Genomic DNA, 26,941 nt, shown 5'->3' with positions numbered 1-26,941 from the left:
TGTAACATTACTAAAAATGTTGCATTTCAATTGCAATAATTATATACTGCTATTAGTACCTAGTATTAAAAGTTCGGATGGTGTGTTATGAAGCGTAATAAAAGAGATCGACAGCTGTTATTAAAAGCTACAATTGACGAGAATCCATTTATCACAGATGAAGAATTAGCCGATCGTTTTTCAGTTAGTGTACAAACAATTCGCTTAGACCGCCTAGAATTGTCTATCCCTGAATTACGCGAGCGAATTAAATACGTAGCTTCTAAGAAATTAGAAGATGAAGTGCGTTCTTTACCTATCGAAGAAGTAATTGGAGAAATTATCGATATTGAGTTAGACCAATCGGCTATTTCTATCTTTGATGTGCGTGAAGAACACGTTTTTCAGCGCAATCAAATTACAAGAGGACATCACTTGTTTGCTCAAGCAAACTCACTTGCAGTAGCGGTTATTAATGACGAATTAGCATTAACAATTGAAGCTACCATTCGCTATCATCGTTCCGTAAAAATCCATGAGCGTGTGATAGCAAAAGCAAAGGTTCTGTCTACAGATGAAACCCGAACAATCGTAGAGGTAAACAGTTTTGTAGGGCAAGAGCAGGTGTTTTCAGGAACGTTTAATATGTACCGATCTACATCTGATAAATAAAGTTAAAGGATGAGAAAGAACATGAAAATAGCAATCGATGCTATGGGAGGGGACAATGCTCCCAAAACGGTTATTGAAGGTGCAGAATTAGCCATTCAACAGTTTGAAAACTTACATATTACACTTGTTGGTAATGAAGTTGAGATAAAGAAATACCTAACAAATCCAGAACGTATTAAAATTCTTCATACTGAAGAAGTAATTGAAGCGACAGATGAACCAGTTCGTGCAGTGCGTAGAAAGAAAAATGCATCAATGGTACTCATGGCTACTGAAGTAGCTGAAGGGCGTGCAGATGCGTGTATTTCTGCAGGTAACACGGGAGCTTTAATGACGGCTGGATTATTTGTTGTTGGTCGTATCAAAGGAATTGAGCGTCCTGCTCTAGCTCCAACACTGCCAACTTTGGATGGTAAAGGTTTCTTAATGCTAGATGTAGGAGCTAACGTTGATGCGAAACCTGAGCACCTTGTTCAATACGCAATCATGGGCTCGGTATACGCGGAGCAAGTAAGGGGGATTCATTCACCTAAAGTTGGTCTTTTAAACGTTGGAACGGAAGAGAAAAAAGGTAATGAATTAACAAAGCAGACGTTTAAACTGCTTCAAGAAACCAATATTAACTTTATCGGGAACGTAGAATCACGCGATCTTTTAAACGGCGTTGCAGACGTTGTGGTAACGGATGGTTTTACGGGTAATGTTGCGTTGAAAACAATAGAAGGAACGGCACTCTCACTATTTTCAATGCTAAAAACAGAGTTAACGAGTAGTTTTAAAAGCAAGGTAGCTGCTTCCGTGTTAAAGCCTCAGCTTAAAGGGTTAAAAGCAAAAATGGACTATAGCGAGTATGGAGGCGCAGGCCTGTTTGGGCTAAATGCGCCGGTTATTAAAGCTCATGGGTCGTCAGACGCTACGGCCATCTTTAATGCAATTAAGCAAACCGTAAATATGGTAGAAAATAACGTATCTTCTACCATTCAAGCTTCCGTTGAAAGTGAAGAAAATAACGAATAAACGAGGAGAGAATAAGAATGGGGAAAATAGCTTTTATGTTTCCAGGCCAAGGCTCACAAGCCGTAGGTATGGGACAAGACTTATATGACCAATCTGAAGAGGCAAAGCAACTTCTTTCAAAGGCAGATGAAGTGCTAGGCTTTTCATTGTCAAACCTGATGTTTAAAGGTCCACAAGATGAACTGACATTAACGTATCATGCGCAACCTGCTCTTGTTACTGCTAGTACAATGCTTTTAAATGAGTTTAAAAAGAGTGGAATTACACCTGATTATGTAGCAGGTCATAGTTTGGGAGAATACAGTGCGTTAGTCGCAGCTGAAGTAATGTCTTTTGAAGATGCTGTTGTTGCTGTAAACAAGCGTGGACGCTATATGGATGAGGCTGTTCCTGCTGGTCAAGGAACAATGGCAGCTATCTTAGGAATGAGTGCTGAAGAGCTAAAGACTGTAACGGATCAAATTACAGATTCAGGATTCTCAGTTCAGCTAGCTAACATTAATTGTCCAGGTCAAATTGTCATTTCTGGAACAGCAGAAGGTGTTGAAAAAGCGAGTGAGCTTGCAAAAGAAAAAGGAGCGAAGCGAGCGATTCCTTTAGATGTAAGTGGACCGTTCCACTCTAATCTCATGAAACCAGCTGCTGCTAAGCTTCAAGATACGCTTAGTACGATGACATTTCAAGATGCGAAGGTGCCTGTTGTAGCTAACGTAACGGCCCAGCCAACAATACAACAAGAAGCTGTACAAGCACTATTAATTGAACAATTATATTCTCCAGTTCGCTGGCAAGAAACGGTGGAGTTATTGCTTGCTGAAGGCGTAGATACATTTATTGAGATTGGTCCAGGAAAAGTCTTATCAGGGCTTGTGAAAAAGGTAAATCGCCGTGCTACGGTTTATTCAGTAAGTAATGTTGAAACGTTGCAAGCAACGATTGAAGCAGTGAAAGGGGCAGAATAAAATGTTAGAAGGAAAAGTAGCGGTTGTTACAGGAGCGTCTCGTGGAATTGGACGTGCGATTGCGCTTGAATTAGGAAAGCAAGGAGCCAAAGTAGTTGTAAACTATGCAGGTAGCGAAGCAAAAGCGCTTGAGGTTGTTGATGAAATTAAAGGCTATGGGACTGATGCCATTGCAGTTCAAGCAAACGTAGCGGATGCAGATTCTGTTCAAATCATGATTAAAGAAGCAATTTCAACGTTTGGCTCTTTAGATATTTTAGTAAACAATGCTGGTGTTACAAGGGACAACCTGCTAATGAGAATGAAGGAAGATGAGTGGGATGATGTTTTATCAACAAACCTAAAAGGCGTGTTTTTATGCACGAAAGCAGCAACTCGCCAAATGATGAAACAACGTCATGGACGAATCATCAACATTTCATCCATTGTGGGGGTTAGTGGCAACGCAGGACAAGCAAACTATGTAGCTGCTAAGGCTGGTGTAATTGGGTTAACGAAAACATCTGCAAAAGAGCTTGCAAGCCGTAACATTACAGTAAATGCAGTGGCACCAGGGTTTATTGCAACTGATATGACGGATGAGCTTCCAGAAGAAGTGAAATCTGAAATGCTAAAACAAATTCCACTTGCATCCTTTGGTGATCCACAAGATGTTGCTAATGTAGTTTCTTTTTTAGCTACAGACGCTAGTCGCTATATTACGGGACAAACCATCCATGTTGACGGCGGAATGGTTATGTAATATCTTAAAAGAATTGAAAAGTAAGGATTTTGACAAACTTTATTATTCAGCCATAGTATTTTAAAAGGAAATCTACTATAATGACTTGAGGGGAGGTGAAGAACAATGGCAGAAGTACTAGAGCGCGTAACAAAAATCATTGTTGATCGTCTTGGTGTAGATGAAAGCGAAGTGAAATTAGAATCTAATTTCAAAGAAGATTTAGGTGCTGACTCTCTTGATGTAGTTGAGCTTGTAATGGAGCTTGAAGATGAGTTTGACATGGAAATCTCTGATGAGCAAGCAGAACAAATCGCAACTGTTGGAGATGCGGTTAATTACATACAGAGTCAAGTTTAATTCTGTTGTATCACTAAAAGCCCCGTTAATAGCGGGGCTTTCTGTGTTTTTTGCGTTATTTTTGAAAAAAATAAGTTTTTTTTCAAAATCCGGTGTATCTTTTAGGATACGTCGTTTTATAATGGGTTATGTTATGAAAAAAATTATGAACTAATTGTGGCTGTTAAGCGGAGGTATTTTATGCCTAAACATTATTCGAATCGAGACCGAAAAAATAATTCTCAAGTAGTGAAAAACTTTAAGCAGTTTCAAGAAGAAATCAACGTGACGTTTGAAAATGAAAAGCTTTTATTTCAAGCTTTTACACATTCATCGTATGTGAATGAGCATCGTAAAAAACCTCATGAAGACAATGAGCGTTTAGAATTCTTAGGGGATGCCGTGTTAGAGTTGACTGTCTCACAATTTCTATTTAAAAAATACCCAATGATGAGCGAAGGAGAGCTAACAAAGTTACGTGCAGCGGTCGTGTGTGAACCATCTCTTGTGACTTTCGCAAATGAGCTCGAATTTGGTAAACTAGTATTGCTTGGTAAAGGTGAAGAAATGACGGGTGGTCGTCAACGTCCAGCTTTATTGGCAGATGTGTTTGAAGCATTTATTGGTGCATTGTATTTAGATAAAGGAATTGAAACAGTAAATCAATTTTTAACAAAAGTTGTATTCCCGAAAATTAATGAGGGTGCTTTTTCTCATGTGATGGATTTTAAAAGTCAGTTACAGGAGATTATTCAACGAGACGGGTTTGGTCAGCTGGAGTACAAAGTACTACAAGAAAAAGGACCAGCTCATAATCGTGAATTTATGTCACGCGTATCACTTAATGGTGAAGAGTTAGGCGTTGGAGTTGGAAGATCTAAGAAAGAAGCTGAGCAAAAAGCTGCTCAAGTAGCCATCTCAAAAATAAAAGCGTCGAATGCAAAGTAAAAGAGATTATTAGCATAATGCAGGAACCAATCCCCCCAAGCAATAAGTGATTATTGCAAAGGGGGATTTACTATGAAAATAAGGAAAAGGGGGAATCTATATGTTCCTCAAGCGTTTAGATATTACCGGCTTTAAATCATTTGCTCAGAAAGTATCGATTGACTTTGTACCAGGGGTTACAGCAGTTGTAGGGCCAAACGGTAGTGGTAAAAGTAACATTACAGATGCGATTCGCTGGGTAATGGGTGAGCAGTCTGCCAAGTCACTGCGAGGCGGAAAAATGGAAGACGTTATTTTTGCAGGAAGTGAATCGAGACGTGCTGTTAACGTAGCAGACGTAACGATTACGCTAGAAAATGACGATCAGTTTCTACCGCTAGATTATCATGAAGTAAGTATTACCAGACGAGTAAACCGTTCAGGCGATAGTGAATTTCTTATTAATAACCAGCCATGCCGTTTAAAAGATATAGTGGATTTATTTATGGACTCCGGTTTGGGAAGAGAAGCTTTTTCTATTATTAGTCAAGGGAAAGTTGAAGAAGTTCTCAGCAGTAAACCAGATGAGCGCCGTAAAATATTTGAAGAAGCAGCGGGCGTTTTAAAGTATAAAACGAGAAAACGTAAGGCTGAGTTAAGATTAATTGAAACACAAGAAAACTTAAATCGGGTACTTGATATTTTGCATGAAATCGAGGGGCAGTTAGAGCCTTTAAAAATACAGTCTTCCATTGCAAAAGATTATTTGCAGAAAAAAGAAGAATTAGAACAAATTGACATTGAAGTAACAGTTTTTGAAATTGAAGAGCTTCATGGGAAGTGGGAAGTGCTGAAGAGAGATATAGCGTCTCATCAGCAAATGGAGCAATCGCTTTCTGCTAACGTTGGAGAGCGTGAGCAAGAGATTAATCGTTTACGCGCGTATATTCAGCGCGCGGATGAAGAAATCGATGCGCTACATAAACACCTTCTTTTTGTTAGTGAAGAAGTTGAAAAGCTAGAAGGGAAGAAAGAAGTATTAAAAGAGCGTAAAAAGAATGCTTCGCAAAATAAAGAGCAGTTAGAGCGACTTGTAAAAGAATATACTCAAACAAAAGAAGAGCTTGTGATAGCGAAGCAAAAAGAAGAAAATGAATTAACTAACTTTGAAAACGACGTTGCTAAAACGCGTGAAGAAGTAGCCGAACAAGAGCGTTTGTTTGCGACGTATAGTGAAAACTTGGATGAACAGCTAGAGCAGTTAAAAAGCGAATATTTTGAGTTGGCAAATGCACAGACAGCTTCTCGAAATGAGATTGCTTTTCTTGAGCAGCAAAAGCATCAAACGTCTGAAAAAGAAGCGAGGCTTTTAAAAGCAAACGAGCAATATGTTCAGCAACGAGCGGATCTTGAACGGAAAAAAGGCGCTCTTATTGATAAACTGCAAAACTTTCAAAAAGAATTGCAGGATTCCATGCGCCAGTTAAAAGAGCAGCTTGCGAAGTTAGATTCCTTGCGAGAGGAATATCGAAAGCAAGAGTCAACCCTGTATCAAGCCTATCAATATGTCCAGCAAACAAAATCTAGAAAGCAAATGCTTGAAGAGATGCAAGAGGACTATGAAGGGTATTTTCATGGTGTAAAGGAAATTTTAAAAGCGAGAAGTCAGAAGCTTTATGGAATTGAAGGAGCTATTGCTGAATTAGTTAGCGTGCCAAAAGAGTATGAGACGGCGATTGAAATTGCGCTGGGTGGTGCAACTCAGCATATTGTGACGTCTGATGAACAGAGTGCGCGACAAGCAATTAGCTTTTTAAAGCAAAATCACTACGGGCGAGCTACATTTTTGCCATTAACATCCGTACGTTCGCGATTTATACCGCCGCAAACCATTTCGTTAATTGAAAGTCATGATACGTTTGTGGGCGTTGCTTCTTCGCTTGTAAAATATGATGAAAAGTATCGCAGTATCGCAGAAAACTTGCTTGGTACGGTTATTATTGTAAAAGATTTAAAAGGAGCAAATGAGCTTGCTAGGCTAATCCAGCATCGCTACCGCTTTGTTACTTTAACCGGAGACGTCGTGAATCCAGGCGGATCCATGACAGGTGGGTCGGTTAAGCAAAAGACCAATTCATTGTTGGGGCGTCAGCGAGAACTTGAAACAATTACTGCGAAGCTAAAAGAAATGGAAGAAAAAACGCTTCAACTTGAAAAAAATGTGAAAGCTAAGAGAGAAATGATTGAAGAGTTGGAGCAAGCGATTGGTAAAGAACAGTCTTTTGTTAAGCGTCTAGAAGAGCAAGAAAAAGCGCTGGATCGAGATGTGAAGCAAGTAGAAATTGAAGAGCAAGCAGTAAATGATCGATTAGCCATGTACGATCAAGACATGGTCAGCTTTAAAAGTGATCAAGAGCATTTGGTTAAGCGAATTCAAGTATTAGAAAAGCAGCTAGACGAAGCAAAAGAACAGACCTTGGAACTAGAGGTAGTTATTGAAGAACTTACCCATCGTAAGCGCACGCAACAAACGTCACGAGAAGAGGTGCGCCAGAAGCTAACGGAAGTAAAAGTAGAGCTTGCTGGACAAGAACAGTCTCTTAAAAATAAGCGTGAAAAGTATGAGCGTATTTGCTTTGAGTTAAATCAAACAACGAAGCGCTTAGAAGAAGTGACAGAAGACTTGGCTCTTTTAGCGAATGAGATGACATCAAATGATTCTGGAGAGCTTTCTCTAGAAGAAGCAGCTGCAGAAAAAGTTAAAGAAAAAGCAGAGACTTTGAAGAAAATGGATGATTGCCGCGCTGAACGCTTAAAATCACAAAATAAACTAGAAGATGCAGAACGCTTTGTCAAAGAACTACATCGTCAGCACAAGCAAATTACAAATGCATTAAAAGACGAAGAGGTAAAATTAAACCGCATTGACGTTGAGTTAGACAGTCGTTTACATCAGCTGAATGAAGAATATCAAACGAGTTTTGAAGCAGCAAAAGCTTCGTATCAGCTTACGGTTCCAATTGACGAAGCCCGTAAAAAAATCAAACTTATTAAGCTTGGTATTGAAGAGCTTGGTACAGTGAACATCGGGTCTATTGAACAATATGAACGGACGGCCGAACGCTATGAGTTCTTAAGCAGCCAGAAGAATGATTTAGATGAAGCTAAAAACACGCTTTATCAAGTTATTGAAGAAATGGATGAAGAGATGAAAAAGCGTTTTTCTGATACGTTTTATCAAATTCGTGAAGAGTTTAATCATGTATTTCAGTCTCTATTTGGGGGAGGAAAAGCAGAGCTAAAGCTAACGGATGCGACAGACTTGTTGAACACTGGAGTTGACATCATTGCTCAGCCTCCAGGTAAAAAGCTTCAAAACTTAGGACTTCTTTCTGGTGGAGAGCGTTCTTTAACAGCTATTGCACTTCTATTCTCTATCTTAAAGGTTCGACCTGTACCGTTTTGTGTGTTAGACGAAGTAGAGGCAGCTTTAGATGAAGCGAACGTGCACCGCTTTGCCACGTATTTAAGAAGTTATAGTGAGCAAACTCAGTTTATCGTCATTACGCATCGTAAAGGAACGATGGAAGAAGCAGACGTGCTTTACGGCGTAACTATGCAAGAGTCAGGCGTTTCAAAGCTGGTATCCGTACGTTTAGAAGATTCAAAGCAATATGCTTAATAGAAAGGGTGTTAGAACATGAGCTTTTTTAAGCGGTTAAAAGAAAAGATTACGAACCAAACAGATTCCGTTACTCAAAAGTTTAAAGATGGACTTTCAAAAACACGCGATTCGTTTTCAGAACGCGTGAACGATTTAGTTTCTCGCTATCGAAAAGTGGACGAAGAATTTTTTGAAGAGCTAGAAGAAATTCTAATTAGCGCAGATGTTGGCGTTTCCACTGTTATGGATTTAATTGACGAATTAAAAGATGAAGTAAAACGAAAGAACATTCAAGATCCTCAAGAAGTTCAAGCAGTTATCTCTGAAAAATTAATTGATATCTATGAGTCAGGTGAAGAGCAGCTAGCGGATCTTAACATGCAGCAAGATAGCCTTACCGTTGTTTTATTTGTAGGTGTTAACGGTGTAGGGAAAACAACAACGATTGGTAAAATTGCCCATAAATTTAAGTCAGAAGGCAAGAAGGTCCTGATGGCAGCTGGCGACACGTTCCGTGCAGGCGCTATCGAGCAGCTAGAAGTGTGGGGAGAGCGCGTTGGAGTAGATGTTATTAAGCAATCGGCTGGGTCAGATCCAGCTGCTGTAATGTACGATGCTATCCAGTCTGCAAAAGCTCGTAAAGCAGACATTTTATTATGTGATACAGCAGGTCGCTTGCAAAATAAAGTGAACTTAATGAAGGAGCTGGAGAAAGTAAAGCGCGTGATTGAACGTGAGGTTCCTGGAGCTCCGCATGAAGTGCTGCTTGTGTTGGATGCAACAACTGGACAAAATGCTCTTAGTCAAGCAAAAATCTTCTCACAAGCAACAAACGTAACAGGAATTGTGCTGACAAAGCTAGATGGTACAGCAAAAGGTGGTATTGTATTGGCTATTCGAAACGAGCTGAACTTACCAGTGAAATTCGTAGGGTTAGGGGAAAAGATGGACGATCTTCAGCCGTTTGATACGGAGCAATACATCTATGGCTTATTTGCTAATGCGGTAGAAGATGAAGTGCAAAACAGTTAATTAAAAAACGCGATGAAGCCTTTCTTCGTCGCGTTTTTGCTGTTAAGGAAAAAACTTGACATTCTAATTGGTTCTTTGTAAACTAAAGACATGTAAAGGCTTTTCACTTAACAAGGGGGGGCGGTCGTATGTTAGAAAAAACGACGCGAATGAACTTTTTATACGACTTCTATCAAGCGTTGCTTACACCAAAGCAAAGAAGTTATATGTCTCTTTATTATTTAGATGACTATTCCCTAGGTGAAATAGCAGAGGAATTTGATGTGAGTCGTCAAGCAGTTTATGATAATATAAAACGTACAGAGCAAATGCTTGAACAATATGAGGAAAAGCTATTGTTATTTCAAAGGTTTCAAGAGCGTCAATCAATTGTTCAACAACTAAAAAATGAACTGACAGGCGCACTTGAAACAAACAGCAAGCTTTCTTCTCTTCTTGATTCGCTCGAGAAATTAGATTAGGGGGCGGCATATATGGCATTTGAAGGATTAGCCGACCGTTTGCAAAGCACGTTACAAAAGCTAAAGGGAAAAGGGAAAGTAACTGAGGCAGATGTTAAGGAAATGATGCGTGAGGTACGCCTAGCCCTTTTAGAAGCGGATGTAAACTTTAAAGTAGTAAAAGACTTTATTAAGCGCGTAAGTGAGCGTGCAGTAGGTCAAGACGTATTAAAAAGCTTAACGCCTGGTCAACAGGTTATTAAAGTTGTACAAGAAGAATTAACAGTACTGATGGGCGGCGAGCAAAGCAAAATTGCAGTGGCTCCAAAAGCTCCTACGGTTATTATGATGGTAGGGCTTCAAGGTGCGGGTAAAACGACAACAACTGGTAAGCTAGCTAACCTACTGCGTAAGAAACATAACCGCAATCCATTGCTTGTGGCAGCTGACGTATATCGCCCTGCGGCGATTAAACAGCTTGAGACGCTTGGAAAGCAGTTAAGCATGTCTGTGTTTTCACTGGGAGATCAAGTAAGTCCCGTTGAAATTGCAAAGCAGGCCATTGCTTACGCCAAAGAAGAGCATCATGATTATGTATTAATTGATACAGCTGGACGTTTGCACGTAGATGAAAATTTAATGGAAGAGTTAGAGCAAATTAAAGAACTGACGAACCCTCATGAAATTTTCCTTGTTGTCGATGCAATGACGGGTCAGGATGCTGTAAACGTAGCTGATAGCTTTAATAAACAGCTTGGCTTAACAGGTGTAGTGTTAACGAAGTTAGATGGAGATACGCGCGGTGGTGCGGCTTTATCAATTCGTGCGGTTACCAATACACCGATTAAGTTTGTTGGTTTGGGTGAAAAGATGGATGCAATTGATGCATTCCATCCGGAACGTATGGCTTCTCGTATTTTAGGAATGGGAGACGTTCTTACGTTAATTGAAAAAGCGCAGGCTAACGTAGATGAAGAAAAAGCAAAAGAGCTTGAAGCGAAACTGCGTACGCAGTCGTTTACATTTGATGACTTTTTAGAGCAGCTTGCTCAAGTTCGTCAAATGGGGCCGTTAGATGAACTTATTGGCATGCTTCCAGGTGCTAATAAAATGAAAGGTCTCAAGAACTTACAGGTAGATGAAAAGCAAATTAGTCATGTAGAAGCGATTATTCGTTCTATGACAAAAGCTGAAAAAACAAATCCTGAAATCATTAATGCTAGTCGAAGAAAACGAATTGCAAAAGGTAGCGGTCGATCGGTTCAAGAGGTTAACCGACTATTGAAGCAGTTTGAAGACATGAAGAAAATGATGAAGCAGATGACAAACATGTCTAAAGGGAAGAAAAAAGGCATGAAATTACCTTTCTTCTCTTAATTTCTTACTAAATTTAGTTGTAAAAATAAACAGAATAAAATATTTTTTATACTGTTAAGAAAAAAACCTTTACAAACATTTTATCTTTTTGATATTATATTATCTTGTTGAAACATATTCGGAGGTGCTTTAAAAATGGCAGTAAAAATTCGTTTAAAACGTATGGGAGCTAAAAAATCTCCTTTCTATCGTATCGTAGCAGCAGACTCTCGTTCACCACGTGATGGACGTTACATCGAAGTAGTTGGGACTTACAATCCAGTAGCTCAACCAGCTGAAGTTAAAATTGATGAAGAGTTAGCTCTTAAATGGTTACAAAATGGTGCAAAACCATCTGATACAGTACGTAACCTTTTCTCTAACGAAGGCATCATGGAGAAATTCCATAACGCTAAATTAGGAAAATAATTATACTCGCGATGACATCACTAATTGAAACAATTGTTAAGCCACTTGTTGATTATCCAGATGAAGTTCGAGTGAAAGAAGTAAGTGAAGAACATCAAGTGACGTACTTCATTGAAGTTCACAAAGAAGACATCGGCAAGATTATTGGAAAGCAAGGGCGGGTTGCCAAAGCCATTCGGACTGTTGTCTCTGCGGCGGCATCGCAATTAGATAAAAAAGTGCATGTGAAAATTCAAGAGTGAAAAAAAGGGAGAGGGATAACCTCCCCCTTTTTTTTATGTAAGTACTTCTCAAATGACAGATAGAAATGGTTTAATAAGAATCGTAGGATGAAGAGGAGGGGTTTGATGCAAATTATTCAAAAGGTTGTTGTAAAGCAAGTTGTGACGGAAAGCAGCAAGGCGTTACTGCATAATCGTTTCTCGCAGCGGAAAATCGAGCTGCAAAAAGAGTTAGAACAGCTTAAGTTTCAACTTAAACAAATAGAGAAAACGAAAAAAACTCAATCATCTTTGCTTCATACCCAGTTTGAAAAAGAGCGTTCATCCAGACTTGAAAAAATAGACGTCATTGATTTTCAAATCGAGCAGCTAGAGCGTTTGGCACTAGGAAGTGAGCTTGTTGAATCCGAAATGGATTCATTGCTTGAAGTGAAAATCGGTGATAATTGGAACAATATAAAGCAAAAAAAAGAGATTGTAATTAAAGACGGCATTGTCGTTGAAATTCGATAGAGGTGAACAATGGATAATTGGTTTAAAGTAGGTAAAATTGTTAATACGCACGGGATTAAAGGTGAAGTACGCATTATCTCAACAACTGACTTTGCAGAGGAACGCTATGAAGTAGGCAACAAACTTTATTTGTTTCAGGAAAAGCAAGTTGAACCTGTTGAAGTGGTTGTTGCTACACATAGAAAGCATAAAAATTTTGACCTTGTATCATTTGAGGGATATCCAAATGTAAACGATGTTGAGAAATTTAAGAATAGCATGGTTAAAGTATCGGAAGATCAATTGTCTGAGCTTGAAGATGGTGAGTTTTATTTTCATGAAATTATTGGCTGTATCGTCAAAACAGACGAAGGTCAAGAGCTTGGAAAGATAAAAGAAATCTTAACTCCTGGTGCAAATGATGTGTGGGTTATAAAAGGAAAAGGTGGAAAAGAGATTTTAATTCCTTATATCGACGAAGTTGTTCAGGAAATTAATATTGAAAAGAAAGAAATTATGATTACGGTAATGGAAGGGTTATTAGACTGATGAAGATTGATGTCCTGTCTTTGTTTCCTTCAATGTTTGAAGGAGTGTTTGGTGAATCTATTTTAAAAAAAGCGCAAGAAAAGCAGGCTGTAGAATTAAACGTGGTGAACTTTAGAGAATACTCAGCAAACAAGCATCAAAATGTTGATGACTATCCATATGGCGGCGGAGCAGGCATGGTCTTAACACCTCAGCCGGTTTTCGACGCGGTGGACGCGCTGACAAAAGGTTCTAAGCCACGCGTTGTATTACTTTGTCCACAAGGAGAGCGCTATACGCAAAAAAAAGCAGAGGAGTTAGCGCAGGAAGAACATCTGATTTTTGTATGCGGTCACTATGAAGGATATGACGAGCGAATTCGTGAGCACGTTGTAACTGATGAGATTTCAATCGGTGATTATGTGTTAACGGGTGGAGAACTAGGGGCAATGGTTGTAATTGACAGCGTAGTACGCCTATTGCCAGGTGTATTAGGGAATCAGGATTCGGCTGTAAAAGACTCGCATAGCACAGGGTTACTAGAACACCCGCATTATACGCGTCCAGCTGATTTTAGAGGGTTTAAGGTCCCTGACGTCTTAATGAGTGGTGACCATCAAAAAATTGCAGCATGGCGCGAAAAAGAGTCTCTCAAGCGCACGTTGATAAGAAGGCCAGATATGCTAGAACAGCTTGAGCTTTCTTCACAGCAAAAGAAAATAATAGCTGAACTAAAAAATGAAGAAAGTGAATAAGGCAGAGAGTTCCCAATGTAGTTTAAAAGATACAGAAAAATAATTTCTCTTATTGCATACGCAATGAGAGTGTGCTAAGATAAATCTTGTGGCTTGAGCTGATAGGCTTTTGTCACTTATAACGATGTTCCGCTGCAATGATCTATAAGCATTGTTATGAGCGTCTGTTGGAAGGAGTTGAAACACGCGATGCAAAAATTAATCGAAGAAATTACAAAAGAACAACTTAAAACTGATCTTCCTACGTTCCGTCCTGGTGATACTGTACGTGTACACGTAAATATCGTTGAGGGTAGCCGTGAACGTGTTCAGGTATTTGAAGGTGTTGTTATCAAGCGTCGTGGTGGTGGTATCAGCGAAACATTTACAGTACGTAAGATCTCTTACGGTGTAGGTGTAGAGCGTGCATTCCCACTTCATACGCCAAAAATTGCAAAAATCGAAGTAATGCGCCGTGGTAAAGTACGCCGTGCGAAACTTTATTACCTACGTGAATTACGTGGTAAAGCTGCGCGTATTAAAGAAATTCGATAATCGTGAAGGGGAGCTTGTTAAACAAGCTCCTTTTTTCAAATCTTTTTTTATAATTATTAGGTGTTTCAGTAACTTTCAGATACAATAAAAGATGTAGTATATAAAGGTTGGGGGACTGAGAATGGCCCGAGGAAAAAATGAATTTTTTGAATGGATTAAAGCCATTGCTATTGCTGTTTTATTAGCTGTAGTTATTCGCTACTTTTTATTTGCGCCGATTGTAGTAGATGGATTATCAATGATGCCGACGCTACATGATCAGAACCGAATGATTGTAAATAAGTTTTCGTATAAAATTGGGGATCCTGATCGCTTCGATATTATCGTCTTTCATGCAGATGAACAAAAAGACTACATAAAGCGAATTATTGGCCTGCCTGGTGATCATATTGAATACCGTGATGATGTTTTATATGTAAACGGCAAGCCGTATGAAGAGCCATATCTTGATGAATATAAAAAAGAAGTTATTGATGGTAACTTAACAGAAGATTTTACCCTAGAAGGTTTGACAGGTGAAGGAGAAGTACCTGAAGGACATTTGTTTGTAATGGGAGATAATCGCCGCTACAGTAAGGATAGTAGACAAATTGGATTTGTAAGTATGGATCAAGTACTTGGAAAAACAAGCTTAGTTTATTGGCCGCTATCTGAAGCTAGACTATCTAACTAAAGAATGTAGTAATTGATAAAAGGTGAGTAGAACATGACGATACAATGGTTTCCGGGACATATGGCAAAAGCGAGACGTCAAGTAACGGAAAAATTAAAATTAATTGATATTGTATATGAGCTGGTAGATGCTCGTATTCCACAATCATCAAGAAATCCAATGATTGATGAGATTATTGTAAATAAGCCTCGCATTGTCTTATTAAATAAAACAGACAAAGCGGATCCGCGTATGACGGAAGAATGGTTACGCTATTATCGCGAACAAGGTGTACAAGCCCTAGCGATTGATGCACAAGCAGGAAAAGGGATGAAACAAATTGTCTCTTTGTCTAAAGAAATTCTACATGAGAAATTTGAGAGAATGAAAGCAAAGGGAATTAAAAAACCTCGCGCAATTCGAGCGATGATTGTTGGCATTCCAAACGTAGGAAAATCTACGCTTATCAACCGATTAGCAAGCAAAAAGATTGCTAAAACAGGCGATCGTCCTGGTGTGACCCAAGCACAGCAATGGATTAAAGTTGGAAGTGAGCTGGAGCTTTTAGATACTCCAGGAATTCTTTGGCCGAAGTTTGAAGATCAAACGGTAGGCTATAAATTAGCCACAACAGGTGCAATTAAAGATACGATTGTTAACATGCAAGATATTTGTGTTTATGCACTTCGCTTCCTTTCTCGCTATTATCCCGTTAATCTGAAAGAACGCTATGGTCTTGAAGAGATACCAGAGGATATTGTTGAGCTTTTTGATGCAATTGCATCAAAGAGAGGTTGTATTATGAGCGGTGGAATGGTTGATTATGATAAAACAGCCGAACTGGTGCTGAGAGAGATCCGAACGGATAAACTGGGAATGCTAACGTTTGATGATCCAGCCGAGCTTTCTTCAGAAGAGTAAGCTGTAAAAAATTTCAAGTCGCTTTTTACCTCAATAAGGTAATGAGCGGCTTTTTTATTGATTGAAAACAACAAAAGCACAGTCGATATCAACGATAGTGAGGAGAGAGAAAGATGAAAGAGAAAATTAGTGATATTAAACAAGCGCTCCAAGAAATTGACAGTCTTAAAGACCCTGTATTCGCACAGTATGAGCAGGATGAACGCAAGGGTGTACAACAAGCTGTTATTCAACGAAAGAAACAAATACAAGCCTCTGAGCGCTTAAAAGAGCAATTCTATCAAATGATGTCGTACGAAAACAAACAATATGACCAAGGTGTAAAGTTTATCGCGGGAATTGATGAAGTAGGAAGAGGACCTTTAGCGGGACCGGTTGTGGCTGCGGCAGTTATTTTACCTAGAGAGTTCTTTTTACCTGGATTAACGGATTCTAAAAAGTTATCAGAAGCCAAAAGAGAAGAGTTTTACGAAATAATTTGTCAGCAAGCAGTAGCAGTTGGTGTTGGAATCGTAGATGCAGCAACTATTGATAAATTAAACATTTATCAAGCAACAAAAACAGCGATGATGGAAGCGATTGAAGGTTTAGCAGTTAAGCCTGAAGCACTATTAATTGACGCTATGACTCTCCCACTTGATCTTCCACAGGAGTCTATTATTAAAGGTGACGCTACAAGCATCTCTATCGCTGCAAGTTCCGTCATTGCGAAGGTGACAAGAGATCGAATGATGAAGGAATTGGCATTAAAGCATCCTGAATACGGATTTGAAAAACACATGGGGTATGGAACAAAGCAACATTTAGAGGCAATTGATAGCTATGGGGTTTTAAAGGAACATCGACGTTCTTTTGCACCTATTAAAGAGAAAATATAATTGGTAAAGAGACAGAAGAATGGTAAAAATCTCAGATTTTCAACAACTTGTTTCATCACCTGGTCATAATACTTGGAAAACTAATTGAATCAATTTTTTTCGGGACTAGCTGTGCTTAAAATGAACATTTGCAAAAGCATCTGTTGATTAGTTATAAGCGCCTCTCCATAATGGAGAAGCCTATCGGAATGCTACAGCGTCTGAAAGTGTTTTCTGAGGTTAGAAGATAACAAGATGTATTAAGTGTAGCTTCACACTTATTTACTTTAAAGGAAGGCGGAGTGAAAGCTATATCCTTAGCCATCATGCCAAAATCTTTTCATGAAGGTTTTGGCATGATGCATCAGTTACCATAACAAGTGTACGAACAGGCTGGACTTATGAAACACTATCCATCTCACAGAAAGCGTTTAATCATTATTCCAATCCGGTAAGTAAGTTAACTATCTATGAACAGATTCCAAGCGAATTGCATGAAGTGGTGGCTTTTGTTTTGGCATTGTTTATCAGCTAGACAAAGAGATGAAGAAAAAATAATTTTCCAATTATTTTAATATTTTTTAATTGAGTAGTAGACAACTAGACAATTATTTTTATACAATGAAAGCGCAGTCTATTTTATTGGTTGATTACGTTAGGAGGATGGGAAATGAATATCCATGAGTATCAAGGGAAAGAACTCCTAAGAAAATATGGAGTAGCAGTACCTAATGGTAAAGTAGCATATAGTGTAGAAGAAGCAGTTGAAGCTGCTAAAGAACTTGGATCTCAAGTTTCAGTGGTTAAAGCGCAAATCCACGCTGGGGGACGTGGAAAAGCGGGTGGTGTAAAAGTAGCGAAAAACTTAGATGAAGTTCGTACATATGCACAAGATATTTTAGGTAAAACGCTCGTTACGCATCAAACAGGTCCAGAGGGGAAAGAAGTAAAGCGTTTACTTATTGAAGAAGGGTGCGATATTAAGAAAGAGTACTATATTGGTTTAGTATTGGATCGCGCAACTTCTCAAGTTGTATTAATGGGTTCTGAAGAAGGTGGTACGGAGATTGAAGAAGTAGCGGAAGCAACTCCTGAAAAAATCTTCAAAGAATACATTGATCCAGCGATTGGTTTACAAGGTTTCCAAGCGCGTCGACTTGCGTTTAATATTAATATTCCAAAAGAATTAGTAGGTAAGGCAGTTAAGTTTATGGCTGGTTTATATACTGTATTTGTTGAAAAAGATTGTTCAATCGCTGAAATCAACCCACTTGTTGTAACAGGCGATGGAAACGTAATGGCTCTTGATGCGAAGCTAAATTTCGATTCAAACGCATTATATCGTCAAAAAGATATTTTAGAATATCGCGATTTAGATGAAGAAGATGCAAAAGAAATCGAAGCATCTAAATATGACCTAAGCTATATTTCATTAGATGGAAACATCGGTTGTATGGTAAACGGTGCTGGCCTTGCTATGGCGACAATGGACATCATTAAGCATTATGGCGGAGACCCGGCTAACTTCCTTGATGTTGGGGGCGGCGCTACAGCTGAGAAAGTAACAGAAGCGTTCAAAATTATTCTATCTGACCAAAATGTAAAAGGAATTTTCGTTAACATCTTTGGTGGAATTATGAAGTGTGATGTAATTGCAACTGGTGTTGTAGAAGCAACAAAACAAGTTGGCTTAAGCTTACCATTAGTTGTGCGTTTAGAAGGAACAAACGTAGAGCTAGGTAAGAAGATTCTTCAAGAATCAGGGCTGAATATTACAGCAGCTGAGTCAATGGCAGACGGCGCACAAAAAATCGTTTCACTAGTGAAATAGAAAGGCTGGGGGATAGGAATGAGCGTATTTATTAATAAAGACACAAAAGTAATTGTACAAGGTATAACAGGCGGAGTAGGTCTTTTCCATACAACGCAGATGTTAGAGTACGGCACACAGATCGTCGGCGGTGTAACACCAGGTAAAGGCGGTATGGAAGTTGAAGGCGTGCCCGTTTTTAATACGGTATTAGAAGCCAAAGAAAAAACAGGTGCTACAGCTTCTGTTGTTTACGTGCCACCTGCGTTCGCGGCTGACTCAATTATTGAAGCAGTTGATGCAGATTTAGATCTTGTTATCTGTATCACAGAAGGTATTCCGGTATTAGATATGGTAAAAGTAAAGCGCTATATGGAAGGCAAAAAGACTAGACTTGTAGGACCAAACTGCCCAGGTGTTATTACACCAGAAGAATGTAAAATTGGTATTATGCCAGGATATATTCACAAAAAAGGTCATGTTGGTGTCGTGTCACGCTCTGGTACGTTAACATATGAAGCAGTACATCAACTTTCTGAAGCGGGAATTGGTCAATCAACAGCAGTTGGTATCGGTGGAGACCCAGTTAATGGTACAAACTTTATTGATGTTCTAAAAGCCTTCAACGAAGACGAAGAGACGTATGCTGTTATTATGATTGGTGAAATTGGTGGTACGGCAGAAGAAGAAGCTGCAGAGTGGATTAAAGCAAACATGACAAAACCTGTAGTAGGGTTTATCGGTGGTCAAACAGCACCTCCAGGGAAACGTATGGGCCATGCTGGTGCCATTATTTCTGGTGGAAAAGGAACGGCTGCTGAAAAGATCAAAACAATGAATGAATGCGGTATCAAAGTTGCTGAAACGCCGTCTGTAATGGGTGAGACATTAATTAGCGTGTTAAAAGAACAAGGCTTATTAGAAAAATGTAAAACTCATTAAAGCATAAAATAGTCCTCCTCGCTGAGGACTATTTTCTATGCTATAAAAGGAGTCGATGATATGGATGAGTTGCGCAAAAAAATAATTCACTTATCACATTGTCAGCTATTGACTTGGAAGCAAATCTTTTCGTTTCTCCAGTATGATTCTTCTCTTCAACATCTGTACAATTATTCTCCGAATGACCTTCAGCAAATTCTTCAGGTTCCATTCAATCGAGCATGTCAAGTGAAAAAATATTTGCAAACTATTCCAATACAAGATATTCTAAATAAATATGAAGAGCAAAGTATTTACTGTATAACAATTATTGATGATGAATATCCCCATTTGTTAAAAAATATCTATGATCCACCTTGGGTTTTGTTTTGTAAAGGAGATTTGTCATTATTTCAGTATAAAGATTGTTTAAGCGTGGTTGGAACTAGACAGCCGACTCAATACGGATATGATGCTATACAATCAGTTTTAGCTCCATTGCTTCATGATCAATTTGTAATTGTAAGCGGATTAGCCTTAGGTATTGACACGGCTGCTCATCAGTTAGCTGTTGCTAAACAAGCAAAAACTATTGCAGTTTTAGGAAGTGGCTTTTATAATATCTATCCAAAGCATAATCTTCCATTAGCAAATGAAATTGCTCGTCACCACCTTTTAGTATCAGAGTATCCACCACCCACTAAACCAGCCAAGTGGCACTTTCCAAAACGGAATCGAATCATTAGTGGCTTGACAAGTGGTACAGTTGTGGTTCAAGCTAAAGAGCGAAGTGGTTCATTTATTACAGCTGACCAAGCACTTCAGCAAGGAAGAGAAGTATTTGCTATACCTGGCCCTATTACAGATGATGCTTCAAAAGGAGTAAACAAGTTGATTCAAATGGGGGCAAAGCTTGTACAAAACCCTACAGATATAATAAGTGAATTACATCGATTCCAAAGTCTCAGATAATTTTTATTTGGAAAGATGTATGATTTGTAAGATGAAAGAGTATTACTGAAACATAACGAAATTTAGAGAAAAGCATTTGATACAATATGATAAAAAAAGATTAATTAATAATGAAGGTTTTATTTTACCTCTTGAGGAGGAGCAAATAGATGTCTGACTACCTAGTAATTGTAGAATCGCCTGCTAAGGCTAAAACAATTGAGCGATATTTAGGAAAAAAATATAAAGTAAAAGCATCGATGGGACATGTTCGCGATTTACCAAAAAGTCAAATGGGAATTGATACAGAACACAACTACGATCCAAGATATATTACCATTCGAGGTAAAGGACCGGTACTAAAAGATTTGAAAACAGCGGCTAAAAAAGCGAAAAAAATCTATTTAGCAGCCGATCCAGATCGTGAAGGTGAAGCTATTGCATGGCACTTAGCTCATAGCTTAGATGTAGATATTGCATCAGACTGTCGCGTTGTATTTAATGAAATTACAAAAGATGCCATCAAAGAGTCTTTTAAACATCCACGTGCAATCAATATGGATTTAGTTGATGCACAGCAAGCAAGACGTATTTTGGACCGATTAGTGGGATATAACATTAGTCCGTTACTATGGAAGAAAGTGAAAAAAGGATTAAGTGCTGGACGTGTTCAATCCATTGCAGTACGCTTAATCATTGATCGTGAAAAAGAAATTACGGACTTTGAGCCAGAAGAGTATTGGACGGTTCAAGCAACTTTCCAAAAAGATAACGATCAGTTTGAGGGATCATTAATTGAGTACAAAGGAAAGAAGGCAAACCTTTCTAATGAAGAAGAAGTAAAAGCCATTCTTCAGACGGTAGAAGGTAACGAGTTTAAGATTTCAAAAGTAACAAAAAAAGAAAGAAAGCGAAATCCTGCTCCTTCCTTTACAACTTCTTCTCTTCAACAAGAAGCAGCACGAAAGCTGAACTTTAGAGCAAAGAAAACAATGATGATTGCACAGCAGTTATACGAAGGTATTGATTTAGGAAAAGAAGGAACCGTTGGTTTAATTACGTACATGCGTACTGATTCAACCCGAATCTCTGAAACGGCGCAAGAAGAAGCAAAAGAATATATTTTAAACGCATATGGCAATGATTATTTGGCACAAGAAAAGAAAAAAGAAAAGAAACAAACCAACTCACAGGATGCTCACGAAGCAATTCGGCCAACTTCAGCAATGCGTAAGCCTTCGGATGTAAAGGAATTCTTATCGAGAGATCAGTTTCGTTTATATAAGCTTGTGTGGGAACGTTTCTTAGCCAGTCAAATGTCTTCAGCAGTAATGGATACTATGGCTGTTGACTTAAAAAATGGTGAAGTAACGTTTCGGGCAAATGGTTCAAAAGTGAAATTTCCTGGGTTTATGAAGCTATATGTAGAAGGTAGCGATGACCAAGTTGAAGAAAAAGAAAAGCAACTTCCTAACCTAGAAGAAGGGGAAGTAGCTTATTCAAAAGATATTGAGCCAAAACAACATTATACGCAGCCGCCACCGCGTTACACGGAAGCAAGATTAGTTAAAACGCTTGAAGAGTTGGGAATAGGAAGGCCATCAACCTATGCACCAACGCTTGATACGATACAAAAGCGCGGATATGTTGCTCTAGAGAATAAGCGCTTTGTACCAACTGAGCTTGGTGGAATTGTGCTAGAACTTATTTTAGAATTCTTCCCTGAAATTTTAGATGTTGAATTCACAGCTAAAATGGAAACCGATCTTGATAAAGTGGAAGAAGGAAGCGTGCAGTGGGTTAAAGTTATTGACGAATTTTATCGCGATTTTGAAAAGAGGCTTGAAAAAGCAGAAAAAGAAATGCGAGAAGTAGAGATCAAAGACGAACCTGCTGGAGAAGACTGTGAATCTTGTGGATCACCAATGGTATTTAAAATGGGACGCTATGGAAAGTTCATGGCATGTTCAAATTTCCCGGAATGCCGCAATACGAAGCCAATTGTTAAAGAAATTGGTGTGAAGTGTCCAACGTGTGAAGAAGGAAACATCGTAGAACGCAAATCCAAGAAGAAACGTACTTTCTACGGCTGTGATCGTTTTCCTAGCTGTGAATTTATCTCTTGGGATAAGCCAATTGCTAGAAAATGTCCAAAATGTGAGAGTTTACTCGTAGAGAAAAAGCAGAAAAAAGGAACGCAGGTAGTGTGCACAAGCTGTGATTATAAGGAAGAAACGCAGCAATAAGAAGTACAATCAGCTCTGTGGAATAAATTGTAACGATGAATGATGGATTTTTATGAAGGATATAAGTGCGACGACATGAGGTAGTGTGCTAAAATGGAAACGTTCTTAGCGACTCATTTACATGGCGTCGTATTTTTTTGAGAAAAAAAGTAGCAGCGAGTGGAAATAAACGATTAAACAAACAGAAAAAAGGTATGTTATAATACTTCTTTGTTTGATATTTTAGTTGGAGGATTGAACATGACAGAACAAGTAATTAACGTAATCGGTGCCGGTCTTGCTGGAAGCGAGGCTGCTTGGCAAATTGCGAAAAGAGGATTAAAAGTAAGACTTTATGAAATGCGTCCGGTAAAGCAGACACCAGCGCATCATACAGATAAATTTGCAGAATTAGTATGTAGTAATTCACTGCGTGCGAACACTTTAACAAATGCAGTTGGAGTATTAAAAGAAGAGATGCGTAAGCTAGACTCAATTATTATCGAATCAGCAGATGCGTGCGCAGTTCCGGCAGGTGGCGCTTTAGCTGTAGATCGTCATGAGTTCGCAGCGCGCGTTACTGAAAGTGTAAAAAACCACCCGAATGTTGAAGTTGTACACGAAGAAATTACAAAGATTCCAGAAGGGCCAACAATTATTGCAACAGGTCCATTGACATCAAAGGATTTATCAGAACAACTCCGTACTTTAACAGGTGAAGACTATCTTTACTTTTATGATGCGGCAGCTCCAATCATTGAAAAAGACAGCATTGATATGGACAAAGTATACTTAAAGTCACGTTATGATAAAGGGGAAGCAGCGTATTTAAACTGCCCAATGACAAAAGAAGAATTTACGAAGTTTCATCAAGCATTAATTGATGCTGAAGTTGTACCCTTAAAAGAGTTTGAAAAGGAGATCTACTTTGAGGGTTGTATGCCAATTGAAGTAATGGCAGCGCGCGGAGAAAAAACGATGCTGTTTGGTCCACTTAAGCCTGTAGGTTTAGAAGATCCAAAAACAGGTAAACGACCTTATGCAGTTGTACAACTACGTCAAGACGATGCAGCAGGGACTCTTTATAATATTGTCGGCTTCCAAACGCACTTAAAATGGGGAGCTCAAAAAGAAGTATTAAGCTTAATTCCTGGCCTTGAAAATGCTGAAGTTGTTCGCTATGGAGTAATGCACCGCAATACGTTCATTAACTCTCCGAAGCTACTTCGTCCAACTTATCAGTATCGCGAACGCGATGACTTGTTTTTTGCTGGTCAAATGACCGGAGTAGAAGGTTATGTTGAATCTGCTGCTAGCGGTTTAATGGCTGGAATGAATGCAGCCCGTTACGTGTTAGGGGAAGAGCTAGTCGTGTTGCCTCAAGAAACAGCGATTGGAAGTATGGCTCACTACATCACGCATACGAGCGCGAAAAATTTCCAACCGATGAACGCAAATTTTGGCTTGTTTAAAGAGCTAGAAGTCCGTATCAAAAACAAAAAAGAGCGAAATGAAGCGCTGGCTACAAGAGCATTAGAAACTATTCAGAATTTTACAACAAAATAACGAAATTATTTGCAAGGGCTACTGAATTGTGATAATATTTAGTAGCCCTTGTGAGGTGATATGAGTGGAATTTGTTAAAGTTTCTTTAAATTCCTTCCTAGAATATTTACAAATTGAAAAGAACTATTCACAATATACAGTTGATTGCTATGAAAAAGATATTGAGTCGTTCATTTCTTTTTTAGAAGCAGAACAAATACAAAATTTACAAGATGTTACATATGCAGATGCGAGACTGTTTTTAACAAGGTTATATGAAAAGTCATATTCAAAAAAATCAATGTCGAGAAAGATTTCGTGTTTACGAAGCTTTTATCGATACTTGTATCGTGAACAAATAGTGATTGAAAATCCGTTTGTGCTTGTTTCATTGCCGAAAAAAGATCAGTACACGCCGCGCTTTCTTTATGCTGAAGAGCTGATGAAACTGTTTGAACTAAATGATCATAGTACGCCTCTCGGGCAACGTAATCAAGCAATCCTTGAATTAATGTATGCTACGGGAATTCGTGTGAGCGAATGTGCAACCATTCAGCTAAGTGATATTGACTTTTCACTTCAAACGCTTCTTGTGCATGGAAAAGGAAAAAAACAGCGCTACGTTCCATTTGGTAAATATGCAAAGAATTCTCTTCATACATATATACAGAATGGGCGAGTGCAGTTAAAAAGCAAAAGCGCTACCAAAACGAATGCGCTCTTTTTAAATAATCGCGGAACACCATTGACGGATCGAGGTATTCGGTTAGTTATTGAAAACCTTATGAATAAAACAGCAGAGAACATACATATTAGTCCTCACGTTTTACGTCATACCTTTGCTACGCACTTATTAAACGAAGGAGCTGACTTACGTACGGTTCAAGAGCTACTTGGTCATGAAAATTTATCCACAACTCAAATATATACGCATGTAACGAAGGATCGGTTAAAAACAGTATATATGAATCATCATCCTCGTGCATAGAAGGAGGAGTTAGTTATTATGTCTACATTTCATGCTACAACGATTTTTGCCGTTCAACATAATGGTCAATGCGCTATGTCAGGTGATGGGCAAGTGACGTTTGGAAATGCTGTTGTAATGAAGCATACAGCTAAAAAAGTGCGTCGCTTATTTCAAGGACAGGTTTTAGCCGGGTTTGCAGGTTCAGTTGCTGATGCGTTCACATTGTTCGAAATGTTTGAGAGCAAGCTAGAAGAATATAATGGCAATTTACAGCGTGCATCAGTTGAATTAGCAAAGCAATGGCGAAGTGATAAAGTTTTACGCAAACTAGAAGCTATGCTGATTGTGATGAACAGAGATAGCCTATTATTGGTTTCGGGAACAGGTGAGGTCATTGAGCCTGATGATGGAATTTTAGCTATCGGTTCTGGTGGGAATTATGCATTATCGGCTGGCCGTGCATTAAAACAGCATGCCGGAGAACATTTAACTGCAAAAGAAATTGCAAAAGCTGCTTTGGATGTTGCAAGTGAGATTTGTGTGTATACGAATAATCAAATTATTGTAGAAGAACTGTAGGAAAGGGGATTTTCTATGAATTCTCATTTAACGCCTCGACAAATAGTTGAAAAGCTTGATCAATATATTGTTGGCCAAACAAGTGCAAAAAAAGCGGTTGCCGTTGCGCTAAGAAATCGTTATCGACGTAGCTTACTAAATGAAGCTTTGAAAGATGAAGTTGTTCCCAAAAACATTTTAATGATTGGGCCCACTGGTGTTGGTAAAACAGAGATTGCACGCAGACTTGCGAAGCTTGTTGGTGCACCCTTTATTAAAGTAGAAGCAACAAAGTTTACAGAAGTAGGTTACGTTGGTCGTGATGTAGAATCAATGGTCCGTGATTTAGTGGAGACATCAGTTCGATTAGTGAAAGAAGAAAAAATGGTTTCTGTATCGGATAGTGCGCAAAGAAATGCCAATAAGCGTCTTGTTGAACTTTTAGTTCCAAGCAAGAAAAAGCAACAGGCATTTAAAAATCCATTTGAAATGATTTTCTCCAATAATTCACAGCAAGCCGATACTCAAGCAGAACAAGAAGAAGAAGTAAATGTTGAAACAAAGCGTAAGCAAGTCGCTCATCAGTTAGCCCTTGGAGAGCTTGAGGATCATTATGTAACAATTGAGGTAGAAGAACAGCAACCTTCAATGTTTGATATGCTTCAAGGTTCGGGTATGGAACAGATGGGGATGAATATGCAAGATGCTTTAAGTAACTTTATGCCAAAGAAACAGAAAAAGCGTAAACTTACGGTGAAAGAAGCTCGTAAAGTGTTAACAAACGAAGAAGCACAAAAATTAATTGATATGGATGAAGTGACACAAGAAGCCATTCATCGTGCAGAACAGTATGGAATTATCTTTATTGATGAAATTGACAAAATTGCTCAAAAAAGCGGTAATTCTTCTTCGGCGGATGTATCACGTGAAGGTGTGCAACGCGATATCCTTCCAATTGTAGAAGGTTCTACAATTGTAACAAAGTATGGAGCAATTAAGACAGATCATGTGTTATTTATTGCTGCGGGTGCGTTTCATGTTTCCAAGCCTTCGGATTTAATTCCGGAATTACAAGGGCGTTTTCCAATTCGTGTTGAGTTGACAAAATTAACGGTAGAAGATTTTATGAGTATTTTAGTTGAACCAGATAATGCACTATTAAAACAATATGTAGCATTATTGGAAACTGAAGGTATACAAATTGAATTTTCTGACGATGCTATACGTAAGATTGCAGAAATTGCCTTTCATGTTAACCAAGATACGGATAATATTGGGGCAAGAAGACTTCATACTATTCTTGAAAGGTTACTCGAAGACCTATCATTTGAAGCGCCAGAAGTCACGTTAGAAAAGATCGTTATTACTCCTCAATACGTGGAAAGTAAGTTAGAAAAGATTGCGAAAAATAAAGATTTAAGTCAATTTATTTTATAGGTATAGAATAGAGATTTCAGGAGGAA

General features: G+C 38.7%; 27 protein-coding genes. All 27 read left to right on the top strand.

The annotated features are described in order from the left end of the window. Positions 1-87: 87 nt before the first annotated feature. The 27 genes from fapR to hslU all read left to right on the top strand — a co-directional run bounded on the left by fapR (position 88) and on the right by hslU (position 26,915). Positions 88-651, top strand: a complete 564-nt coding sequence (fapR, locus tag NIZ91_15815) for a transcription factor FapR (GenBank protein ID USY54203.1) — start codon at positions 88-90, stop codon at positions 649-651. 21 nt (positions 652-672) lie between these two features. After that, entirely contained in the window at positions 673-1,668 is a 996-nt protein-coding gene (plsX, locus tag NIZ91_15810) for a phosphate acyltransferase PlsX (protein USY54202.1), read from the top strand. A 17-nt stretch (positions 1,669-1,685) separates the two neighbouring features. Next, the gene (gene fabD / locus NIZ91_15805; GenBank protein ID USY54201.1) at positions 1,686-2,630 is read left to right on the top strand and encodes an ACP S-malonyltransferase; all 945 of its coding nucleotides are present in this window, start codon (positions 1,686-1,688) and stop codon (positions 2,628-2,630) included. 1 nt (position 2,631) lies between these two features. After that, positions 2,632-3,372, top strand: coding sequence for a 3-oxoacyl-[acyl-carrier-protein] reductase (gene fabG, locus NIZ91_15800; protein USY54200.1), 741 nt, complete (start codon positions 2,632-2,634; stop codon positions 3,370-3,372). Positions 3,373-3,477: 105 nt separating this feature from the next. Then, entirely contained in the window at positions 3,478-3,711 is a 234-nt protein-coding gene (acpP, locus tag NIZ91_15795; GenBank protein ID USY54199.1) for an acyl carrier protein, read from the top strand. A gap of 180 nt (positions 3,712-3,891) precedes the next feature. Then, complete coding sequence (gene rnc, locus NIZ91_15790; GenBank protein ID USY54198.1) at positions 3,892-4,638, top strand: ribonuclease III; 747 nt, start codon at positions 3,892-3,894, stop codon at positions 4,636-4,638. Between the two features lie 100 nt (positions 4,639-4,738). Further along, complete coding sequence (gene smc, locus NIZ91_15785) at positions 4,739-8,299, top strand: chromosome segregation protein SMC (protein USY54197.1); 3,561 nt, start codon at positions 4,739-4,741, stop codon at positions 8,297-8,299. Positions 8,300-8,317: 18 nt separating this feature from the next. After that, positions 8,318-9,313: a signal recognition particle-docking protein FtsY gene (gene ftsY, locus NIZ91_15780; GenBank protein ID USY54196.1), complete on the top strand. Its 996-nt coding sequence runs from the start codon at positions 8,318-8,320 to the stop codon at positions 9,311-9,313. A 128-nt stretch (positions 9,314-9,441) separates the two neighbouring features. Then, entirely contained in the window at positions 9,442-9,774 is a 333-nt protein-coding gene (locus NIZ91_15775) for a putative DNA-binding protein (GenBank protein USY54195.1), read from the top strand. Between the two features lie 12 nt (positions 9,775-9,786). Next, positions 9,787-11,130, top strand: a complete 1,344-nt coding sequence (gene ffh, locus NIZ91_15770) for a signal recognition particle protein (protein ID USY54194.1) — start codon at positions 9,787-9,789, stop codon at positions 11,128-11,130. A 135-nt stretch (positions 11,131-11,265) separates the two neighbouring features. Next, positions 11,266-11,538: a 30S ribosomal protein S16 gene (gene rpsP / locus NIZ91_15765; GenBank protein USY54193.1), complete on the top strand. Its 273-nt coding sequence runs from the start codon at positions 11,266-11,268 to the stop codon at positions 11,536-11,538. Positions 11,539-11,549: 11 nt separating this feature from the next. Then, a complete protein-coding gene (locus tag NIZ91_15760) occupies positions 11,550-11,780 on the top strand; it encodes a KH domain-containing protein (GenBank protein USY54192.1) in 231 nt (76 codons plus the stop codon). A gap of 105 nt (positions 11,781-11,885) precedes the next feature. Continuing rightward, a complete protein-coding gene (locus tag NIZ91_15755) occupies positions 11,886-12,272 on the top strand; it encodes a YlqD family protein (protein ID USY54191.1) in 387 nt (128 codons plus the stop codon). Positions 12,273-12,281: 9 nt separating this feature from the next. Continuing rightward, complete coding sequence (gene rimM / locus NIZ91_15750; protein USY54190.1) at positions 12,282-12,800, top strand: ribosome maturation factor RimM; 519 nt, start codon at positions 12,282-12,284, stop codon at positions 12,798-12,800. Then, a complete protein-coding gene (gene trmD, locus NIZ91_15745; GenBank protein USY54189.1) occupies positions 12,800-13,534 on the top strand; it encodes a tRNA (guanosine(37)-N1)-methyltransferase TrmD in 735 nt (244 codons plus the stop codon). Before rimM ends, trmD begins: the two co-directional genes overlap by 1 nt. 189 nt (positions 13,535-13,723) lie before the next feature. Continuing rightward, on the top strand, positions 13,724-14,068 hold the full coding sequence (gene rplS / locus NIZ91_15740) for a 50S ribosomal protein L19 (GenBank protein ID USY54188.1): 345 nt from the start codon (positions 13,724-13,726) through the stop codon (positions 14,066-14,068). Positions 14,069-14,189: 121 nt separating this feature from the next. Next, a complete protein-coding gene (lepB, locus tag NIZ91_15735) occupies positions 14,190-14,741 on the top strand; it encodes a signal peptidase I (protein ID USY54187.1) in 552 nt (183 codons plus the stop codon). A gap of 33 nt (positions 14,742-14,774) precedes the next feature. Further along, positions 14,775-15,641, top strand: coding sequence for a ribosome biogenesis GTPase YlqF (ylqF, locus tag NIZ91_15730; GenBank protein USY54186.1), 867 nt, complete (start codon positions 14,775-14,777; stop codon positions 15,639-15,641). Positions 15,642-15,754: 113 nt separating this feature from the next. After that, positions 15,755-16,519 carry a ribonuclease HII gene (locus tag NIZ91_15725; protein ID USY54185.1) on the top strand — a complete coding sequence of 255 codons (765 nt, stop codon included), beginning with the start codon at positions 15,755-15,757 and terminating at the stop codon, positions 16,517-16,519. 649 nt (positions 16,520-17,168) lie between these two features. Continuing rightward, positions 17,169-18,329: an ADP-forming succinate--CoA ligase subunit beta gene (gene sucC, locus NIZ91_15720; GenBank protein USY54184.1), complete on the top strand. Its 1,161-nt coding sequence runs from the start codon at positions 17,169-17,171 to the stop codon at positions 18,327-18,329. Positions 18,330-18,347: 18 nt separating this feature from the next. Beyond that, complete coding sequence (gene sucD, locus NIZ91_15715; protein USY54183.1) at positions 18,348-19,250, top strand: succinate--CoA ligase subunit alpha; 903 nt, start codon at positions 18,348-18,350, stop codon at positions 19,248-19,250. A gap of 60 nt (positions 19,251-19,310) precedes the next feature. Beyond that, the gene (dprA, locus tag NIZ91_15710) at positions 19,311-20,201 is read left to right on the top strand and encodes a DNA-processing protein DprA (protein USY54182.1); all 891 of its coding nucleotides are present in this window, start codon (positions 19,311-19,313) and stop codon (positions 20,199-20,201) included. Between the two features lie 149 nt (positions 20,202-20,350). Further along, complete coding sequence (gene topA, locus NIZ91_15705) at positions 20,351-22,426, top strand: type I DNA topoisomerase (GenBank protein USY54181.1); 2,076 nt, start codon at positions 20,351-20,353, stop codon at positions 22,424-22,426. Positions 22,427-22,666: 240 nt separating this feature from the next. Next, positions 22,667-23,971, top strand: coding sequence for an FADH(2)-oxidizing methylenetetrahydrofolate--tRNA-(uracil(54)-C(5))-methyltransferase TrmFO (gene trmFO, locus NIZ91_15700; protein ID USY54180.1), 1,305 nt, complete (start codon positions 22,667-22,669; stop codon positions 23,969-23,971). A gap of 64 nt (positions 23,972-24,035) precedes the next feature. Then, positions 24,036-24,938 (top strand): tyrosine recombinase XerC, encoded by a 903-nt coding sequence (gene xerC, locus NIZ91_15695; GenBank protein USY54179.1) that lies wholly within the window; start codon positions 24,036-24,038, stop codon positions 24,936-24,938. Positions 24,939-24,956: 18 nt separating this feature from the next. Beyond that, positions 24,957-25,499 carry an ATP-dependent protease subunit HslV gene (hslV, locus tag NIZ91_15690; GenBank protein USY54178.1) on the top strand — a complete coding sequence of 181 codons (543 nt, stop codon included), beginning with the start codon at positions 24,957-24,959 and terminating at the stop codon, positions 25,497-25,499. A 15-nt stretch (positions 25,500-25,514) separates the two neighbouring features. After that, positions 25,515-26,915 carry an HslU--HslV peptidase ATPase subunit gene (gene hslU / locus NIZ91_15685; protein ID USY54177.1) on the top strand — a complete coding sequence of 467 codons (1,401 nt, stop codon included), beginning with the start codon at positions 25,515-25,517 and terminating at the stop codon, positions 26,913-26,915. Positions 26,916-26,941 lie beyond the last annotated feature (26 nt).

The sequence above is a fragment of the Bacillus sp. 1780r2a1 genome (genome assembly GCA_024134725.1).
GTDB classification, from domain to species: domain Bacteria; phylum Bacillota; class Bacilli; order Bacillales; family Bacillaceae_H; genus Priestia; species Priestia aryabhattai_A.
This window is presented reverse-complemented; position numbering and strand designations above follow the sequence as displayed.

Bases quoted from the DNA above. Each gene is read 5' to 3' on its own strand.
- fapR (USY54203.1), top strand. From the start codon at position 88: ATGAAGCGTAATAAAAGAGATCGACAGCTGTTATTAAAAGCTACAATT.
- plsX (USY54202.1), top strand. From the start codon at position 673: ATGAAAATAGCAATCGATGCTATGGGAGGGGACAATGCTCCCAAAACG.
- fabD (USY54201.1), top strand. From the start codon at position 1,686: ATGGGGAAAATAGCTTTTATGTTTCCAGGCCAAGGCTCACAAGCCGTA.
- fabG (USY54200.1), top strand. From the start codon at position 2,632: ATGTTAGAAGGAAAAGTAGCGGTTGTTACAGGAGCGTCTCGTGGAATT.
- acpP (USY54199.1), top strand. From the start codon at position 3,478: ATGGCAGAAGTACTAGAGCGCGTAACAAAAATCATTGTTGATCGTCTT.
- rnc (USY54198.1), top strand. From the start codon at position 3,892: ATGCCTAAACATTATTCGAATCGAGACCGAAAAAATAATTCTCAAGTA.
- smc (USY54197.1), top strand. From the start codon at position 4,739: ATGTTCCTCAAGCGTTTAGATATTACCGGCTTTAAATCATTTGCTCAG.
- ftsY (USY54196.1), top strand. From the start codon at position 8,318: ATGAGCTTTTTTAAGCGGTTAAAAGAAAAGATTACGAACCAAACAGAT.
- NIZ91_15775 (USY54195.1), top strand. From the start codon at position 9,442: ATGTTAGAAAAAACGACGCGAATGAACTTTTTATACGACTTCTATCAA.
- ffh (USY54194.1), top strand. From the start codon at position 9,787: ATGGCATTTGAAGGATTAGCCGACCGTTTGCAAAGCACGTTACAAAAG.
- rpsP (USY54193.1), top strand. From the start codon at position 11,266: ATGGCAGTAAAAATTCGTTTAAAACGTATGGGAGCTAAAAAATCTCCT.
- NIZ91_15760 (USY54192.1), top strand. From the start codon at position 11,550: ATGACATCACTAATTGAAACAATTGTTAAGCCACTTGTTGATTATCCA.
- NIZ91_15755 (USY54191.1), top strand. From the start codon at position 11,886: ATGCAAATTATTCAAAAGGTTGTTGTAAAGCAAGTTGTGACGGAAAGC.
- rimM (USY54190.1), top strand. From the start codon at position 12,282: ATGGATAATTGGTTTAAAGTAGGTAAAATTGTTAATACGCACGGGATT.
- trmD (USY54189.1), top strand. From the start codon at position 12,800: ATGAAGATTGATGTCCTGTCTTTGTTTCCTTCAATGTTTGAAGGAGTG.
- rplS (USY54188.1), top strand. From the start codon at position 13,724: ATGCAAAAATTAATCGAAGAAATTACAAAAGAACAACTTAAAACTGAT.
- lepB (USY54187.1), top strand. From the start codon at position 14,190: ATGGCCCGAGGAAAAAATGAATTTTTTGAATGGATTAAAGCCATTGCT.
- ylqF (USY54186.1), top strand. From the start codon at position 14,775: ATGACGATACAATGGTTTCCGGGACATATGGCAAAAGCGAGACGTCAA.
- NIZ91_15725 (USY54185.1), top strand. From the start codon at position 15,755: ATGAAAGAGAAAATTAGTGATATTAAACAAGCGCTCCAAGAAATTGAC.
- sucC (USY54184.1), top strand. From the start codon at position 17,169: ATGAATATCCATGAGTATCAAGGGAAAGAACTCCTAAGAAAATATGGA.
- sucD (USY54183.1), top strand. From the start codon at position 18,348: ATGAGCGTATTTATTAATAAAGACACAAAAGTAATTGTACAAGGTATA.
- dprA (USY54182.1), top strand. From the start codon at position 19,311: ATGGATGAGTTGCGCAAAAAAATAATTCACTTATCACATTGTCAGCTA.
- topA (USY54181.1), top strand. From the start codon at position 20,351: ATGTCTGACTACCTAGTAATTGTAGAATCGCCTGCTAAGGCTAAAACA.
- trmFO (USY54180.1), top strand. From the start codon at position 22,667: ATGACAGAACAAGTAATTAACGTAATCGGTGCCGGTCTTGCTGGAAGC.
- hslV (USY54178.1), top strand. From the start codon at position 24,957: ATGTCTACATTTCATGCTACAACGATTTTTGCCGTTCAACATAATGGT.
- hslU (USY54177.1), top strand. From the start codon at position 25,515: ATGAATTCTCATTTAACGCCTCGACAAATAGTTGAAAAGCTTGATCAA.